We start from the raw sequence: 16273 nt of genomic DNA, 5'->3' as shown, positions 1-16273 counted from the left end.
TCAGCACTCCAGGAAGGCCGTCAGGGCGTTCGCCAGCAGGTACGGGTCCTCGGCGCCGCACAGCTCGCGCGCCGAGTGCATGGAGAGGATCGCGACGCCGATGTCGACGGTCGCGATGCCGTGCCGGGCGGCGGTGATCGGCCCGATCGTCGTCCCGCAGGGCATCGCGTTGTTGGACACGAAGGACTGCCAGGGCACGCCTGCCCGCTCACAGGCCCCCGCGAACACCGCCCGTCCGCTGCCGTCCGTCGCATAGCGCTGGTTGACGTTCACCTTGAGGATCGGGCCGCCGTTCGGCATCGGGTGGTGGCCCGGCTCGTGCCGCTCGCTGTAGTTGGGGTGCACCGCGTGGCCGGTGTCGGACGACAGGCACACGGTGCCGGCGAACGCCCGCGCCCGGTCTTCGTACGAGCCGCCGCGCGCGTAGACAGAACGTTCCAGCACCGTGCCGAGCAGCGGCCCGTCCGCGCCGGTGTCCGACTGGCTGCCGCTCTCCTCGTGGTCGAAGGCGGCGAGCACCGGGATGCTGGTCGGCTCGCTGTCGGCGGCGGCGACAGCGGCGAGCGCGGCGGTGCCGGCGTGCACGGACAGCAGGTTGTCCATCCGCGGCCCGGCGACGAGTTCGTGGTCCCGCCCCAGATAGGCGGGCGGCTCGACGCTGTGCACCATCAGGTCCCAGCCCTGTACCTCCCCGGCCGCGACACCGATCTCCTCCTCGACGAACGCGATCAGCTCACCCTCGCCGACCTCGCCCAGACCCCAGATCGGCGTCATATGCCGCTGCTTGTCCAGTTTCAGCCCGTCGGTGTTCACCGACCGGTCGAGGTGTACGGCCAGCTGTGGCACCCGCAGCAGCGCCCGGTCGACGTTCACCAGCCGGTCGCTGCCGTCCCGCAGCGTCACCCGGCCGCTGAGCCCGAGGTCGCGGTCGAGCCAGGTGTTGAGCAGCGGGCCGCCGTAGACCTCGACGGCGATCTGCCGCCAGCCGCGCGCACCGGTGTCAGGAATCGGCTTGACCCGCAGATTGGGAGAGTCGGTATGAGCCCCGACAATTCGGTATGGAGTGGTCGCGGTGGCGCCCTCCGGTACGTACCAGGCGACGATCGCGCCGCCCCGCAGCACGTACTTCCCGCCGCTCTCCCCGTCCCATGCGTCGGTCTCCGCGACCTGCCGGAAACCGGCCTTTTCCAGTCGCTCCGCCGCGTTCGCCACCGCGTGGTACGGCGACGGGCTGGCCGCGAGAAAGGACATCAGGTCGTCGGTGTGACCGCGATCGAAGCGGGAGGAGTGGCTCATGTCTTCAGCATAAGGAGCCGGACCCCGCATTCCCCGTGCCTGTGCACCGTGACGCCGCTACCTTCCGGCCACGATTTTCGCCGCCGGCACCGGAGCCCCGGCGGAACGATTGATTCCGGCCGCGCGCACCGGCGGCGGCGCCCATAACGAGGCGGCTCCCACGACGAAGCCCGCTCGCACGACGAAGCCCGCCTCCCCGGGGGAAGGGAGGCGGGCACCGTCATTCTGGACGCCGATTCTGAGAGACCCCTAAGAACAAGAACGCCTCAGGGAACCGGGTCCGTGCTGGAAGGGCTTAGAACGCGGCCTCGTCCAGCTCCATCAGCGACTGGTCGACGGACTCGGCGAGCGAGCGCTGGACCGCGACGCCCGGCAGGACGTTGTGCGCGAAGAACTTCGCGGCCGCGATCTTGCCCTCGTAGAACGCCTTGTCCTTGGAGGAGGCGTTCGCCAGCTTCTCCTGGGCCACCGCGGCGCCCTTGAGGAGCAGGTAGCCGATGACCACGTCACCCGAAGCCATCAGCAGACGCGTGGTGTTGAGGCCCACCTTGTAGATGGACTTGACGTCCTTCTCGGTCGCCGCGAGGTCGGTCAGCATCGCGCCGACGATCGCCTCCAGGTCGGCGGCGGCCTTGGCGAGCTCGCCGCGGGCGCCCTCCAGGCCCTCCCCGCCGACACCGTCGGCCAGGAACTTCTTGATGCTCTCGGAGAGCTGCGTCAGCGCCGCGCCCTGGTTGCGGACGATCTTCCGGAAGAAGAAGTCCTGGCCCTGGATCGCGGTGGTGCCCTCGTAGAGGGTGTCGATCTTGGAGTCCCGGATGTACTGCTCGATCGGGTACTCCTGGAGGTAGCCGGAGCCACCGAAGGTCTGGAGCGACTGGGCCAGCTGCTCGTAGGACTTCTCGGAGCCGTAGCCCTTGACGATCGGGAGCAGCAGGTCGTTCAGCGCGTGCTCGGCGGACGCGTCCTCGCCGGCCGCCTCCTTGATGAGGATCTCGTCCTGCACCGTGGCGGTGTGGAGCACCAGCGCGCGCATGCCCTCGGCGTACGCCTTCTGCGTCATCAGCGAGCGGCGCACGTCGGGGTGGTGCGTGATGGTGACCTTCGGCGCCGACTTGTCGGTGAAGGCGGCCAGGTCCGGGCCCTGCACGCGCTCCTTGGCGTACTCCAGCGCGTTCAGGTAGCCCGTCGACAGGGTCGCGATGGCCTTCGTGCCGACCATCATGCGGGCGAACTCGATGATCATGAACATCTGGCGGATGCCGTCGTGCTTCTCGCCGATGAGCCAGCCCTTGGCGGGGTGCTTGTCGCCGAAGGTCATCTCGCAGGTGTTGGAGGCCTTGAGGCCCATCTTGTGCTCGACGTTGGTCGCGTAGGCGCCGTTGCGGGCGCCCAGCTCGCCGGTCTCGAAGTCGAACTCGTACTTCGGGACGAGGAAGAGTGACAGGCCCTTGGTGCCGGGGCCGTGGCCCTCGGGGCGGGCGAGGACGTAGTGAAGGATGTTGTCCGACATGTCGTGCTCGCCGGAGGTGATGAAGCGCTTCACGCCCTCGATGTGCCAGGAGCCGTCCTCCTGCTTGACGGCCTTGGTGCGGCCGGCGCCGACGTCCGAGCCGGCGTCGGGCTCGGTCAGCACCATCGTGGAGCCCCAGCCCTTGTCGACCGCGATCTTGGCCCACTTCTTCTGCTCGTCGGTGCCCTCCTCGAAGAGCACGCCGGCGAAGGCCGGGCCGGAGGCGTACATCCACACGGCCGGGTTGGAGCCCAGGATCGTCTCGGCGAAGGCCCACAGCAGGGAGCGCGGCGCGGTGGTGCCGCCGATCTCCTCCGGGATGCCCAGACGCCACCACTCGGCGTCCATGTACGCCTGGTAGCTCTTCTTGAAGGAGTCCGGGATCGGCGCGGTGTTGGTCTCCGGGTCGAAGACCGGGGGGTTCCGGTCGGCGTCGGCGAACGAATCGGCCAGCTCGTTCTCGGACAGCCGGGCGATCTCGGACAGCACGCTCTTGGCGGTGTCGACGTCCATCTCCGCGAACGGTCCGGTGCCGTACACGCTGTCACGGCCGAGCACCTCGAAGAGGTTGAACTCGATGTCGCGGAGATTCGACTTGTAGTGCCCCATGGGTACGGCTCCGTAAGGGTTCGGGAGGAAGGCACCTCGAAACGAGGCGGTGACCTCAATACGCAATACCAGCAAGTAGCTAAGATGATGCTACCCACCGGTAATAAGAAGCAACCCCTAACCACCCATCTGTGACGAGCATCCCCCGTCTGCCCCTGGAATCAGTACGCTGTGCGGCATGTACGGCTACGACCAGAACGCGGGTGCCGGGCAGCAGCAATACGGTGCGCCGCCCCCGCCGCAGCAACCGGCCCCCGGGGGCTACGGCGAGCAGCCGCTGTATCCCGAGCCGTCGCCGCCCTCCCTCGCCGACGCGGTGCGAGCCTTCACCACCGGCTCGATGTCGGCCGAGGACTTCCAGGGCATCTTCTCGACCTCCAAGATCTACTGCCCGCGTGGCGAGAACCCGGGCTTCCTGGCGCTGCACAACACCCAGCAGCCGGTGATCCCGATGTTCACCTCCCTCAAGGAGCTGCGGCGGTACGCGGGCAAGGAGTCCAAGTACTTCGTGATCACCGGTGCCGAGGTGCTCGACCTGCTGCCGACGGGTTACGGCTTCGTCCTCGACATGGAGGGCGACCATCGGATGGTCTTCGATGCGAAGGCCGTCGAGGAGATGGTGGACTTCGCGATGCGCCGGATGTACGGCTAGTCGCCCGCCCCTCCCTCTTCGGTACCCCTCTTGGCCTGCGTAAACACATCGGGAATGCCGCACGCCTTGCGGTTTGTTAAGGATTCAACTAAGTTGAATGGTGAACGACCGAGGAGGCCGTCATGCCCGCTGTGACCGTAGAGAATCCGCTGACGTTGCCGCGTGTGGCGGCGCCCGCGGCGGCGCGCCCCCGTCCCGTGCTGGCCGTGGCCACCGCGCCCAGCGGCTTCGAGGGCGAGGGCTTCCCGGTGCGCCGGGCCTTCGCCGGTATCGACTACCAGCACCTCGACCCGTTCATCATGATGGACCAGATGGGCGAGGTGGATTACGCGCCCGGCGAGGCCAAGGGCACGCCCTGGCACCCGCACCGCGGCTTCGAGACCGTCACGTATCTGATCGACGGGACGTTCGTGCACCGCGACTCGCACGGTGGCGGCGGTGTCATCAACGACGGTGACACCCAGTGGATGACGGCGGGCTCCGGTCTGCTGCACATCGAGACGCCGCCGGAGTCGCTCGTCATGTCCGGCGGCCTCTTCCACGGCCTCCAGCTCTGGGTGAACCTGCCGAAGAGCGACAAGATGATGGCCCCCCGCTACCAGGACATCGGCGGCGGCAAGGTGAAGCTGCTGACCTCCGCCGACGGCGGGGCGCTGCTGCGCCTGATCGCCGGTGAGATCGACGGTCACCGGGGACCGGGCGTCACGCACACCCCGATCACCATGACGCATGTGACGCTGAACCCGGGCGCCGAGCTGACGCTGCCCTGGCGCGCGGACTTCAACGCGCTGGCGTACAGCCTGGCCGGGCGCGGTACCGCCGGTGCGGAAGGACGCCCGTTCCGGATGGGCCAGTCGGTCGTCTTCGGCAGCGGGGGAGACTCGCTCACGATCCGCGCGCACGAGAGCCAGGACTCGCGCAGCCCGAACTTCGAGGTGGTGCTGATCGGCGGGCTGCCGATCCGCGAGCCGATGATGCATTACGGCCCGTTCGTGATGAACACCCACGCCGAACTGGCCCAGGCCTTCGAGGACTTCCAGGCCGGCCGCCTCGGCACGATCCCCGCCGACGAACACTGAGCCTGCGTCAGCAGCGGGAGCGAGCAGACCTCTGAGCGGGCCGGGGCGGTGTTTCACGTGAAACACCGCCCCGGCCCGTCTGTTGCCCCCGACCGGAGCACCCCGTACGCGACCAATACCGGTCGCCCGCCGCCGCACCGTGGTGGACTGTCCGAGTGCGAAACGACTCGGATCAAGACCGGCGCGGACCTCGGCGCGAGCAGCCGCTGCTCCCGATCGAGGCACGGCGGGCGGCCGCCTGGTGCGCGGTGGTGCTGCTGGTCGCGGCCGTTCTGGCCCTCGGCATCTGGCTCTGCGTCTGGCTGAGCGCGGCGGTGGTGCCGGTGCTGCTGGCGCTGCTGGGCAGCGGGCTGCTCGGGCCGCTGTACCGACGGCTGGTGGCGATGCGGCTCAACCGGTCCGTCGCCGCCGGACTGACCTGTGCCGTGCTGGTGGTCGTGGTCGGCGGCGCCGGCTACATCGTCGTCAGCGCGCTGGTCGACACCGGTGACCAGATCATCGCCTCGCTCAAGGACGCCGCCCAGGGCCTCTCCCAGCACTTCGGCACGGCCGGCACCTCACTCGACGACATCGCCTCCAACGCCAAGGACCTGGTCGGCAAGTTCGGCAGCACCGCGGCCTCCGGGCTGCTGGCCGGCGTCAGCGTCGTCGGCCAGGCCATCGCCGCGGCGGTGCTGGCCCTGCTGCTGACGTTCTTCTTTCTGCGCGACTCGGACAAGGCGGTACGCGCGCTGCGCGACTGGGCCCCCGGCGACTCGGCACCCCAGTTGGAGCGGATGGCCCGCCGCGGCTTCCAGTCCATCGAGGGCTTTATGCGCGGCACCACGTTCATCGCGCTGATCGACGCCATCTGCATCACCGTCGGCCTGCTGATCCTGAAGGTGCCGGGCGCGCTCGGCCTGGGCGCGCTGGTCTTCGTCGGCGCCTACATCCCGTACCTCGGCGCCGTCATCTCGGGCGCGGTGGCGATCCTGGTGGCGTTCGCGGACCGCGGCTTCGTGATCGCGCTGTGGGCGCTGGGCGTCGTCCTCGCGGTGCAGGTGCTCGAGGGCCATGTCCTCCAGCCGATGATCCAGAGCCGTACGGTCCAGATGCATCCGGCGACGGTGATGCTGGCGATCACGGCGGGCGCGAGCCTCGCCGGGATCCTCGGCATGCTGCTGTCCGTACCGCTGACCGCGGCCTTCTCCGGCGTGCTCCACGAGCTGCGCCTGCACTACGCGGCGGGCTCGGGCAGCGACAACGGCTCGGCGGCATCGTCGTCCCCGCCGCCGCCCCCGTCCTCGTAGATCTCGAACCACGTCGACTTGCCGTCCCCGCGCGGATTCACGCCCCACGCGCCGGCCAGCAGTTCCAGCAGCATCAGACCGCGCCCCGACGACGCCAGTTCGCCGGGGCTGCGGCGGTGCGGCAGCTCATCGCTGCTGTCGGCGACGTCCACGCGGATACGCCGGGTGCCCCGCTCACCGGAGATCTCCGCGACCAGCAGCGCGTCCCCGTCCGTGTGCAGCAGGACGTTGGTGACCATCTCGGAGACCATCAGCACGGCGGAGTCGACCTGGTCCGGATCGGCCCAGTCGTGCAGCACATCCCGGACCTGCCGGCGCGCCTCCGCTATCCGCTCCGGTTCGGCCTGCGCGACGGTCAGCACGGTGCGGCGTACGGGCTGCTGCGGCCGCGGTCCACCGGTGCCCACCGCGCAGCTGGCGCCCTCGCGGAGCAGCAGCAACATCGCGATGTCGTCCTCGCGGCGGTCGATCAGCGGCCCGGTGGTGTGGTGCGAGGACGGTCCGAGCACGGCCTCGACCAGGGCGTCGGCGAGGCTTTCCAGGCCCTCCGGGTCCTCCCCGCCGGCATACGCCTCGATGATGTCGCGCAGTCGCGCCCAGCCGGTCTCCAGATCGTGGCCGCCGGTCTCGATCATCCCGTCGGTGCACACCATCATGGTTTCGCCGGGCTCCAGGACGAACCGGGTGGTGGGGTAGTCGGAGTCCGGGTCGATGCCCAGCGGCAGCCCGCCTGCGGTGGGGCGGACCAGCATCGTGCCGTCGCTCATCCGGATCGCCGGGTCGGGGTGGCCGGCCCGTGCGATGTCCAGCAGCCCGGTCGTCGGGTCCACCTCGATGTAGAGGCAGGTCGCGAAGCGCGGGTCCCCGTCCTGTCCGCGGGCCTCGGTCTCGTTGATCCCGGCCAGGAAACGGGACGCGCGGGAGAGCACCGCGTCGGGGTGGTGGCCCTCGGCGGCGTAGGCGCGCAGCGCGATCCGCAGTTGTCCCATCAGCCCCGCGGCCCGTACGTCATGCCCCTGGACGTCCCCGATGACCAGCGCGGTCCGGCCGGACGGCAGCGGGATCATGTCGTACCAGTCGCCGCCGACCTCCAGGCCGCCGCCGGTCGGGACGTAGCGGGCCGCGACCGTCATCCCCGGGATGTCCGGCTGCACCGTCGGCATCATGCTGCGCTGCAGCCCGACCGCGAGTTCGTGCTGGGACTCCTGCACACCGGCCCTGGCCAGCGCCTGGGCCAGCATCCGGGCGACGGTGGTCAGCACCGAGCGCTCATCGGGCGTGAAGGTGACCGGCTGGCCGAACCCCGCCATCCAGGCGCCGATCGTCCGGCCCGCGTTGACCAGCGGCAGGAACGCCCACGAGGCGCGGTGGAAGCGGGTCGCCAGCGGCCAGGTGGTGGGGTAGCGGCGGCGGTAGTCCTCGGGTGTGGGCAGATAGATCGCCCGGCCGGTCCTGATGACCTCGGCCGCCGGATAGTCGGTCTCCAGCGGCATGTCGAGAAAGGGGCGCTCGTCGCCGGGCTCGTGGCCGTGGTGGCCGATGACCGAGATCCGGTCGCCCTTCATGCCGAAGACCGCCAGGCCCTCCGGCATGAAGCCGGGCATGGACAGCCCGGCCGCGACCCGCAGTACCTCCGCGGTGGACCGGGCCTCGGCCAGCGCCCGGCCCGCGTCCAGCAGGAACGCCTCGCGGGAGCGCCGCCAGTCGCCGGTGATCGGGGTGCGCGCGGCGGAGGTGCCCTGCTGCGGCTCGGGAACCTCCTGGAGGGTGCCGACCAGCTCGAAGTCACCGTCGACGACCCGGGGGCGGGAGCGGGAGCGAACGGTCCGCAGCACCTGGCCGCGCTCGTCGACGATGCGCAGCCGGGCCTCGGCGACCGTTTCCTCGGTGACGGCGAGCTGCACCACGCCGTTGATCTCGGCGAAGTCGACGGGATGAAAACGGGAGCGCACGGCCGCCTCACTGAGCTCCACCGGTGACGGGGGCAGCCCGAGCAGCCGGGCCGCTTCGGCGTCGAGGGCGACCCGTCCCGTTGCGTTGTCCCAGTGCCACAGGCCGGTCGCGATGGCGGCCAAGAGGTCCTCGGTGCGCATTGCCTCACTTTAGGGGGATTTCCGGGGGGCCGACCAGCGACCCGGGCGGGACCATCCTCGCAGCGCCGGAGCTCCGGTTCACCCGGGGACCCTCGCCCGGTCCGCCCCGGGACGGCCGTGACGGGTATATGTCAGCGAGGGGTGGGGTCCGGGACGGTAACCTGGAGCGGTTATGTCAATCCTGGGGTGGCCTTTCCGGTGATCCGGGTGCTCCGGGTGACCCATCGGACGGTCGATCGAATGTTCGAGCGTGCGCGGTGTCTCCCGCCTCTCCCGTATCCCCCGGCAACTTCTCAACTCCCCCACCTCGACTCGCGACGACTTGGATGAGCGATGCATCGGTACCGGTCCCATAACTGCGGCGAGCTCCGGGCCGCGGACGTCGACACGGACGTCCGCCTCAGCGGCTGGCTGCACAATCGACGTGACCTGGGCGGCATCCTCTTCATCGATCTGCGCGACCACTACGGTCTCGTGCAGCTCGTCGCCCGCCCCGGCACCCCCGCGTACGAGGCCCTGGACAAGCTCAACAAGGAGTCGGTCGTCCGCGTCGACGGCCGGGTCATCTCGCGCGGCGCCGAGAACATCAACCCCGAGCTGCCCACCGGCGAGATCGAGGTCGAGGTCTCCGAGGTGGAGCTGCTGGGCGGCGCGCAGCAGCTGCCGTTCCAGATCAACACCGATGACGGGGTGGGCGAGGAGCGGCGTCTCGAGTACCGCTTCCTGGACCTGCGCCGCGAGCGCATGCACCGCAACATCATGCTGCGCACGGCGGTGATCTCCGCCATCCGCCACAAGATGACCGCCCTCGGCTTCAACGAGATGGCGACCCCGATCCTGACCGCGACTTCCCCCGAGGGCGCGCGCGACTTCGTGGTGCCGTCCCGGCTGAACCCCGGCAAGTTCTATGCGCTGCCGCAGGCCCCGCAGCAGTTCAAGCAGCTGTTCATGATCTCGGGCTTCGACCGCTACTTCCAGATCGCGCCCTGTTTCCGCGACGAGGACGCCCGTGCCGACCGTTCGCCGGGCGAGTTCTACCAGCTCGACATCGAGATGTCCTTCGTCGAGCAGGAGGACATCTTCCAGCCCGTCGAGAAGCTGATGACCGAGCTCTTCGAGGAGTTCGGCAACGGCCGCCACGTCACCTCGCCGTTCCCGCGGATCCCGTTCCGCGAGGCCATGCTGAAGTACGGCTCCGACAAGCCGGACCTGCGCGCCCAGCTGGAGCTCGTCGACATCACGGACGTCTTCGAGGGCTCGGAGTTCAAGGCGTTCGCCGGCAAGCACGTCCGCGCGCTGCCGGTGCCGGACACCGCGGGCCAGACGCGCAAGTTCTTCGACGGCCTCGGCGACTTCGCCGTCGAGCAGGGCGCGAAGGGCCTGGCCTGGGTGCGGGTCGGCGAGGACGGCTCGCTGACCGGCCCGATCGCCAAGTTCCTCACCGAGGAGAACGTCAAGGTCCTCACCGAGCGTCTGTCGCTCGCGCCGGGCCACGCGGTGTTCTTCGGCGCCGGTGACTTCGACGAGGTCTCGAAGATCATGGGCGCGGTCCGTGTCGAGGCCGCCAAGCGCGCCGGCCGCTTCGAAGAGGGCGTCTTCCGCTTCTGCTGGATCGTCGACTTCCCGATGTACGAGCGGGACGCGGACACCGGCAAGATCGACTTCTCGCACAACCCCTTCTCCATGCCGCAGGGCGGCCTGGAGGCCCTGGAGACCCAGGACCCGCTGGACATCCTGGGCTGGCAGTACGACATCGTCTGCAACGGTGTCGAGCTGTCCTCCGGCGCGATCCGGAACCACGAGCCCGAGATCATGTTCAAGGCGTTCGAGATCGCGGGCTACTCCAAGGAGACCGTCGAGCACGAGTTCTCCGGCATGCTCCGCGCCTTCCAGTACGGCGCCCCGCCGCACGGCGGCATCGCCCCGGGCGTCGACCGCATCGTGATGCTGCTGGCCGACGAGCCGAACATCCGCGAGACGATCGCCTTCCCGCTCAACGGCAACGCGCAGGACCTGATGATGGGCGCGCCGACGGAGCTGGAGGACGCCCGCCTCAAGGAGCTCCACCTGAGCATCTACAAGGGCCCGGCGAAGCCGACGCCGTACAAGCCGACGAAGTGACGCGGAGGTGGTGCCGTAGCCGGCACCGTCTGACGTGAACGCGGGGCCCGGGACCGGGAACGGTTCCGGGCCTTCGTCGTGCCCACGCTGCCGGTCGGGCCTCGTACCTCCTCCTGTGCCCGATCTCGTATGGCCTCCCGCCGGGTCTCGTATGGCCTCCCGCCGGGTCTCGTACGGCGGACCTCCCGCCGGCGTGGCCTCACACCCCGGTCGCCCCGTCCACCCGCTCCCGTATCAGATCCGCGTGCCCGTTGTGCCGCGCGTACTCCTCGATCATGTGGACGTAGATCCAGCGCAGCGACACCGGAGTGCCCTGGAATTCCCCCGTCGCGTCGAGGCCCACTCCCGCGCAGGCCTCGCGCGCCGTGCGTATCTCCTCCTGCCAGACGGCCAGGGCCCCGGCGAGCGTGGCGCCCTCCGACACCTCGAAGCCCCCATCCGGCACCGTCGGATCAAAAGGCCCGCCCAGCGCGGTCGTCGGCAGCTCGGCGCCCAGCAGCACCCGCCGGAACCATCGCCGCTCCACCTCCGCCAGATGCTGGACCAGCCCGATCAGCGTGATCGGCGACGGCTCGGCGGACGCCTGCCGGGCGGCCTCGTCGTCCAGGCCCGCGCACTTCGCGGCCAGGGTGCTGCGGTGGAAGTCGAGCCAGGATTCGAGGGTGGTGCGCTCGTCGGCGGTCATGGGCGGGACGGGGCGACGCTCAGCGATGGTCACCCCGCCAGGGTCGCACCCACCACTGACAATCGGCCGCGGGCGCGGATGCCCCCGTACGGGAAACGGGCCTACCCGGTTCGGGAAGCCGACCCACCACACCGGCCACACCCGCCCCCCGACCGGCCCACCCGGTACGGGAAACCGCCCCACCACACCCGCCCACCCCCCGAAGGGGGGTGGGCGGCGGGGAAAAAACTAAGGGGGTGGGTGGGCGGCGGGTAGTAGGCGGCGGGGAAAAAGGAGAGGCGGAACGCCCCTCCCTCAGGAGCGACCCCTACGCGTCCGCGTCCTCGCTGCCGCCGAACCGCTCCCGGTAAGCCGCCAGGTCATCCTCGGTGATCTTCGCGAAGAGCACCGGCGGCACCGTGAACGGCGTCCCGGCGGGCACCGACGCCAGCGCCTTCGCGTCCTCCTGGGTCACCCACACCGCCGTGTCGTTCTCCAGCGCGAACGCGCTCCGCATCGCCTTCGCCGAGGTGGGGATGAACGGCTCGGAGACGACCGCGTACAGGTGGATCAGGTTCATCGCCGTACGCAGCGTCAGCGCCGCCGCGTCCTTGTCCGTCTTGATCTCCAGCCACGGGGCCTTCTCCTCAAGGTAGGAGTTGCCCGCGCTCCACAGGGCGCGCAGCGAGGCCGCCGCCTTACGGAACTGCAGGGCCTCCATGTGGCCCTCGTACTCCGCCAGCAGCCCGGCGATCTCCTCGCCCAGCTTCTGCTCGACGGCACCGGCCGCCGCGCCCGCCGGCACATCGTCCCCGAACCGCTTACGGGAGAACGACAGCACCCGGTTGACGAAGTTGCCGAGCGTGTCCGCGAGGTCCTTGTTGACCGACGACGAGAACAGCTCCCAGGTGAAGGACGTGTCGTCCGATTCCGGGGCATTGGCCATCAGGAAGTAGCGCCAGTAGTCGGCCGGCAGCAGTTCCAGCGCCGCGTCCGTGAAGATTCCGCGCTTCTGCGACGTAGAGAATTTCCCGCCGTAGTAATTCAGCCAGTTGAAGGCCTTCAGGAAGTCGACCTTCTTCCACGGCTCGCGGGTGCCGAGCTGGGTGGCGGGGAACATCACCGAGTGGAACGGGACATTGTCCTTCGCCATGAATTCCGTGTACCGGACGGTGTCATCCGCCTCGTACCACCACGACTTCCAGTCGCGGTTCTCCGGGTCGACGTCCGCCCATTCCTTGGTGGACCCGATGTACTCGATCGGTGCGTCGAACCAGACGTAGAAGACCTTGCCCTCGGCCGCCAGATCCGGCCACACATCGGCCGGCACCGGAACGCCCCAGTCCAGGTCACGGGTGATGGCCCGGTCCTGGAGGCCCTCCGTCAGCCACTTGTGCGCGATGGAGGAAGCCAGCGTCGGCCATTCCTTGCTGCCATTTCCGTCCAGCCAGCCCTCGACCTCGTGCTGGAGTTTCGACTGGAGCAGGAAGAGGTGCTTGGTCTCGCGCACCTCCAGGTCATCGCTGCCGCTGATCGCCGACCGCGCGCCGATCAGATCGGTCGGGTCGAGCACCCGGGTGCAGTTCTCGCACTGGTCACCGCGCGCCTTGTCGTAACCGCAATGCGGGCACGTACCGACGATGTAGCGGTCCGGCAGAAAGCGCTCGTCGGCATTCGAGTAGACCTGCCGAATGGCACGCTCCTCGATAAAGCCGTTCTCGTGCAGCTTCCGCGCGAAATGCTGGGTCAGCTCCACATTCTCCTGCGACGAGCTCCGGCCGAAGTAGTCAAACTCCAGCGCGAAGCCCTCGTAGATCGCCTTCTGCTTGTCGTGCTGCTCCGCGCAGAACGCGTCGACGGACTGACCCGCGTCCTTCGCCGCCAGCTCGGCGGGGGTGCCGTGCTCGTCCGTCGCGCAGATGTAGAGCACGTCGTGCCCGCGCTGCCGCATATACCGGGCATAAACATCGGCCGGGAGCATGGACCCCACCATGTTGCCCAGGTGCTTGATCCCGTTGATATACGGAAGGGCGCTGGTGATGAGGTGTCGAGCCATTGCCGGCTGCTCCCAAGTCGCTACGGTGAGTGAGGATTTGCTTTACGGAACGTCAATATCGTACTGGACGGGGTGGGGGTGGCGGTGCGGGCGGCGATGCGCCAGCGATGCGAACCCGTACTGGCTCGCTGTACGGGACGGAGCGGGAGGAATTTCCCTGTTCATACGGTGTACGGCACCTCCGGCCGAAATAGCCTGCCCGTGACGAGGCGAGTACGCACCGTGCGTACGACGCCGGGGAGGCGGATCTCATGGCCGATGAACCTCAACTTCCTGACCCGTACCGGTACTTCGGTAACCAGTTCCAGCTGTGGCGCAAGGACGCGGGAGTCAGCCGCCAGGAGGTGGGCCGGGCGGCCCGCTACTCGGTGGCCACGGTGGAGTCCGTGGAGTGCGGGCGGCGGCCGGTGCCGCCGAAGCTGGCGGAGGTGGCGGATGAACTCTTCGGGGCGAGGGGGAAGTTGGTCGCCGGGCTGACGTATCTGAAGAAGGGGAAGTTTCCGGAGCGGTCGCGGGATTACTTCGAGTTCGAAGAGGACGCGATCAGTGTGTGGTCGTACCAGCCTCTGCTCATCCCAGGGATGTTGCAGACGGAGGAGTACGTACGTGCCTTGATCGGCGACCACTATCCTCCGCTGGACGACGAGACTGCTGAACGACGAATTCGGGCGCGGCTGGAGCGACAACAGCTGCTCACTCGTACCCCGCCGGTCGACTTCAACTTCGTGCTCTACGAAGCTGCCCTGTATTGCCCGATCGGCGGCGCTGGAGTGCGTAGGCGACAGTTGCTCCGCTTGCTGGAGGCCGGGCAACTCCGGAACGTCTCTCTGCAGGTCCTGCCGTTCGACCGCGTCGCTCCTGCGGCGCTCAATGGTCCGATGGTGCTGCTGGAAACCCCAGATCACGCGCACTTTGCCCTGACGGAGGGGCAATCGACGAGCAACTTCACATCGGATCCGGCCGAACTCAGTTTGCTGACTGCTCGACATGGCATGATCCGCACTCAGGCGCTTAGCGTTGAGGAGTCTGCAAGTTTCCTCGAACGGATGGTAGAGAAGCTATGAGCGGCGAACTGTCCTGGTTCAAGTCCAGCTACAGCGACTCCGAGGGCAGCGAGTGCGTCGAAGTTGCCCTCTCCTGGCGCAAGGCCACGTACAGCGACTCCGAGGGCAGCGCCTGCGTCGAGGCGGCCACCTGCCCGGCCGCCGATGCCATCCACGTCCGGGACTCCAAGAACGTGACCGGTCCCGCGCTCACCTTCCCCGCCCCCGCCTGGCGCGACTTCCTCATACTCGCCGCTGGTCGCTGACCGCCGGCGGCGCTTCCTCCGCCACCGGCCCCTGCTTGGCCGTACGGGTCGTGATCATCAGGCCGGCCACCACGGCGGCGAGCAGCATGATCAGCGAGCCGACGCCGATCGCCACGTTGAAGCCGTGCACCACGCCGTCCTTCACGATGCCGTCCCGCATGGCGGGCGTAATACGGCCCGCATTCTGGCGCGCGGCGTCCGCGAGATGGGACGCGACATACGTGGCGCTCGTCGACGTCGCGATGGTGTTGAGCAGCGCCGTTCCGACGGAACCTCCTACCTGCTGTGCGGTGTTGACGGTCGCGGACGTGACGCCGGCATCGTGCAGTGCGACGCCGGACGTGGCCGTGGCGATCACCGGCATGAAGATCAGGCCCATGCCGGCGCCGACGAGGAGTTCGGCGGGCAGGACGTGCGCGGCGTACGCGGAGCGCGCGGTCACGAACGTCAGCGTGTACAGGCCCGCGGCGGCGAGGAGCGCGCCGGGGACCATCAGCATCCGGGGCGCGATGCGGTGCAGCAGGCGGGCCGAGATCTGCGTGGAGCCGATGACGATCGCCGCGACCATCGGCAGGAACGCCAGACCGGCCTTGACCGGCGAGTATCCGAGGACGACCTGGAAGTAGTAGGTCATGAACAGGAACATGCCGAACATCGCGATGAAGGCCAGGCCCATGGTCAGGAAGGCGCCGCCGCGATTGCGGTCGCGAACGATGTGCAGCGGCAGCAGCGGGTGGCGGGCCCGGGTCTGCCACCAGGCGAAGACGGCGAGCAGCGCCACACCGCCCACCAGCAGCGCGATCACCCGGGAGTCGCTCCAGCCGCGCGGTTGCGCCTCGCTGCACCCGTAGACGATCGCGACGAGACCGGCGCAACCCAGCGCCACACCACGTACGTCCAGGTGGGCGGCGGCGCGCTCGGGCTTGTCATGCAGGAACACGGCCGCGCCGGCGAAGGCGAGGGCGGCGATGGGGATGTTCACGTACAGGCACCAGCGCCAGTTCAGGTACTCGGTCAGCAGGCCGCCGGCGATCAACCCGATGGCTGCCCCGCCGCCCGCGATCGCGCCGTAGATCCCGAACGCCTTGCTGCGCTCCTTCCCGATGGTGAAGGTCGTGGTGAGCAGCGACAGTGCGGATGGGGCGAGCAGCGCGGCGAAGGCGCCTTGTAGGGCGCGTGCCCCGAAGAGCAGTCCGGGCCCCTGGGCGGCTCCGCCCAGTCCGGACGCGACGGCGAACCCGACCAGCCCGATCATGAACGTCCGCTTCCGGCCCATCAGGTCCGCGATCCGGCCGCCGAGGAGGAGCAGGCCGCCGAAGGCGAGGGTGTACGCGGTGATCACCCACTGCCGGTTCGCATCCGACATGCCGAGGTCATGCTGTGCCGACGGCAGCGCGATGTTCACGATCGTGGCATCCAGCACCACCATCAACTGGGCGATCGCGATCACCACGAGCCCCCACCAGCGGCGTGGATCGGGGGCGGGCTGCGTGGCCCAACTGGGTGTCTCGGGGGTGGGAGGCGGCGATGGGCCTCCCTCATGGCTGGCATCACTCATCAGGACCCGCCTCCGCCGATCGCCGGGAACCGGG

The 16273-nt window shown here is 69.0% G+C and carries 12 protein-coding genes; 6 read left to right on the top strand and 6 right to left on the bottom strand.

From position 1 onward, the window contains the following. The gene (locus FCH28_RS22615) at positions 1 to 1296 is read right to left on the bottom strand and encodes a M18 family aminopeptidase (RefSeq protein ID WP_136741940.1); all 1296 of its coding nucleotides are present in this window, start codon (positions 1294 to 1296) and stop codon (positions 1 to 3) included. Positions 1297 to 1591: 295 nt separating this feature from the next. Next, the gene (locus tag FCH28_RS22610) at positions 1592 to 3418 is read right to left on the bottom strand and encodes an acyl-CoA dehydrogenase (protein ID WP_136741939.1); all 1827 of its coding nucleotides are present in this window, start codon (positions 3416 to 3418) and stop codon (positions 1592 to 1594) included. A gap of 178 nt (positions 3419 to 3596) precedes the next feature. On the opposite strand from FCH28_RS22610, the gene FCH28_RS22605 reads away from it, so the two are divergent. The 3 genes from FCH28_RS22605 to FCH28_RS22595 all read left to right on the top strand — a co-directional run bounded on the left by FCH28_RS22605 (position 3597) and on the right by FCH28_RS22595 (position 6438). Then, positions 3597 to 4070 carry an SseB family protein gene (locus FCH28_RS22605; protein WP_136741938.1) on the top strand — a complete coding sequence of 158 codons (474 nt, stop codon included), beginning with the start codon at positions 3597 to 3599 and terminating at the stop codon, positions 4068 to 4070. A gap of 122 nt (positions 4071 to 4192) precedes the next feature. Next, a complete protein-coding gene (locus FCH28_RS22600) occupies positions 4193 to 5149 on the top strand; it encodes a pirin family protein (RefSeq protein WP_136741937.1) in 957 nt (318 codons plus the stop codon). A 155-nt stretch (positions 5150 to 5304) separates the two neighbouring features. Beyond that, on the top strand, positions 5305 to 6438 hold the full coding sequence (locus FCH28_RS22595; protein ID WP_136741936.1) for an AI-2E family transporter: 1134 nt from the start codon (positions 5305 to 5307) through the stop codon (positions 6436 to 6438). On the opposite strand, the gene FCH28_RS22590 is transcribed toward FCH28_RS22595, so the two are convergent. Next, complete coding sequence (locus FCH28_RS22590) at positions 6366 to 8531, bottom strand: ATP-binding SpoIIE family protein phosphatase (RefSeq protein ID WP_136741935.1); 2166 nt, start codon at positions 8529 to 8531, stop codon at positions 6366 to 6368. The genes FCH28_RS22595 and FCH28_RS22590 overlap by 73 nt on opposite strands. Before the next feature lie 333 nt (positions 8532 to 8864). Between FCH28_RS22590 and aspS the strand changes: the two genes are divergently transcribed. After that, positions 8865 to 10652, top strand: a complete 1788-nt coding sequence (aspS, locus tag FCH28_RS22585; protein ID WP_136741934.1) for an aspartate--tRNA ligase — start codon at positions 8865 to 8867, stop codon at positions 10650 to 10652. Between the two features lie 199 nt (positions 10653 to 10851). Here the strand turns inward: aspS and FCH28_RS22580 are convergent, their stop codons facing one another. Together FCH28_RS22580 and metG are read right to left on the bottom strand one after the other, a co-directional pair. Beyond that, entirely contained in the window at positions 10852 to 11370 is a 519-nt protein-coding gene (locus FCH28_RS22580) for a DinB family protein (protein WP_246103089.1), read from the bottom strand. Between the two features lie 274 nt (positions 11371 to 11644). Next, the gene (metG, locus tag FCH28_RS22575) at positions 11645 to 13372 is read right to left on the bottom strand and encodes a methionine--tRNA ligase (protein ID WP_136741933.1); all 1728 of its coding nucleotides are present in this window, start codon (positions 13370 to 13372) and stop codon (positions 11645 to 11647) included. A 251-nt stretch (positions 13373 to 13623) separates the two neighbouring features. On the opposite strand from metG, the gene FCH28_RS22570 reads away from it, so the two are divergent. Both FCH28_RS22570 and FCH28_RS22565 read left to right on the top strand, forming a co-directional pair. Continuing rightward, the gene (locus FCH28_RS22570; RefSeq protein ID WP_136741932.1) at positions 13624 to 14436 is read left to right on the top strand and encodes a helix-turn-helix domain-containing protein; all 813 of its coding nucleotides are present in this window, start codon (positions 13624 to 13626) and stop codon (positions 14434 to 14436) included. Beyond that, complete coding sequence (locus FCH28_RS22565) at positions 14433 to 14681, top strand: DUF397 domain-containing protein (RefSeq protein WP_136741931.1); 249 nt, start codon at positions 14433 to 14435, stop codon at positions 14679 to 14681. Before FCH28_RS22570 ends, FCH28_RS22565 begins: the two co-directional genes overlap by 4 nt. Here FCH28_RS22565 and FCH28_RS22560 read toward each other — a convergent pair. Beyond that, a complete protein-coding gene (locus tag FCH28_RS22560) occupies positions 14659 to 16134 on the bottom strand; it encodes an MFS transporter (RefSeq protein ID WP_136741930.1) in 1476 nt (491 codons plus the stop codon). The genes FCH28_RS22565 and FCH28_RS22560 overlap by 23 nt on opposite strands. Positions 16135 to 16273 lie beyond the last annotated feature (139 nt).

It is taken from the genome of Streptomyces piniterrae (genome assembly GCF_005048155.1).
Lineage (GTDB): Bacteria > Actinomycetota > Actinomycetes > Streptomycetales > Streptomycetaceae > Streptomyces > Streptomyces piniterrae.
This window is presented reverse-complemented; position numbering and strand designations above follow the sequence as displayed.

Bases quoted from the DNA above. Each gene is read 5' to 3' on its own strand.
- FCH28_RS22600 (WP_136741937.1), top strand. From the start codon at position 4,193: ATGCCCGCTGTGACCGTAGAGAATCCGCTGACGTTGCCGCGTGTGGCG.
- FCH28_RS22590 (WP_136741935.1), bottom strand. From the start codon at position 8,531: ATGCGCACCGAGGACCTCTTGGCCGCCATCGCGACCGGCCTGTGGCAC.
- FCH28_RS22570 (WP_136741932.1), top strand. From the start codon at position 13,624: ATGGCCGATGAACCTCAACTTCCTGACCCGTACCGGTACTTCGGTAAC.
- aspS (WP_136741934.1), top strand. From the start codon at position 8,865: ATGCATCGGTACCGGTCCCATAACTGCGGCGAGCTCCGGGCCGCGGAC.
- FCH28_RS22605 (WP_136741938.1), top strand. From the start codon at position 3,597: ATGTACGGCTACGACCAGAACGCGGGTGCCGGGCAGCAGCAATACGGT.
- FCH28_RS22610 (WP_136741939.1), bottom strand. From the start codon at position 3,418: ATGGGGCACTACAAGTCGAATCTCCGCGACATCGAGTTCAACCTCTTC.
- metG (WP_136741933.1), bottom strand. From the start codon at position 13,372: ATGGCTCGACACCTCATCACCAGCGCCCTTCCGTATATCAACGGGATC.
- FCH28_RS22565 (WP_136741931.1), top strand. From the start codon at position 14,433: ATGAGCGGCGAACTGTCCTGGTTCAAGTCCAGCTACAGCGACTCCGAG.
- FCH28_RS22615 (WP_136741940.1), bottom strand. From the start codon at position 1,296: ATGAGCCACTCCTCCCGCTTCGATCGCGGTCACACCGACGACCTGATG.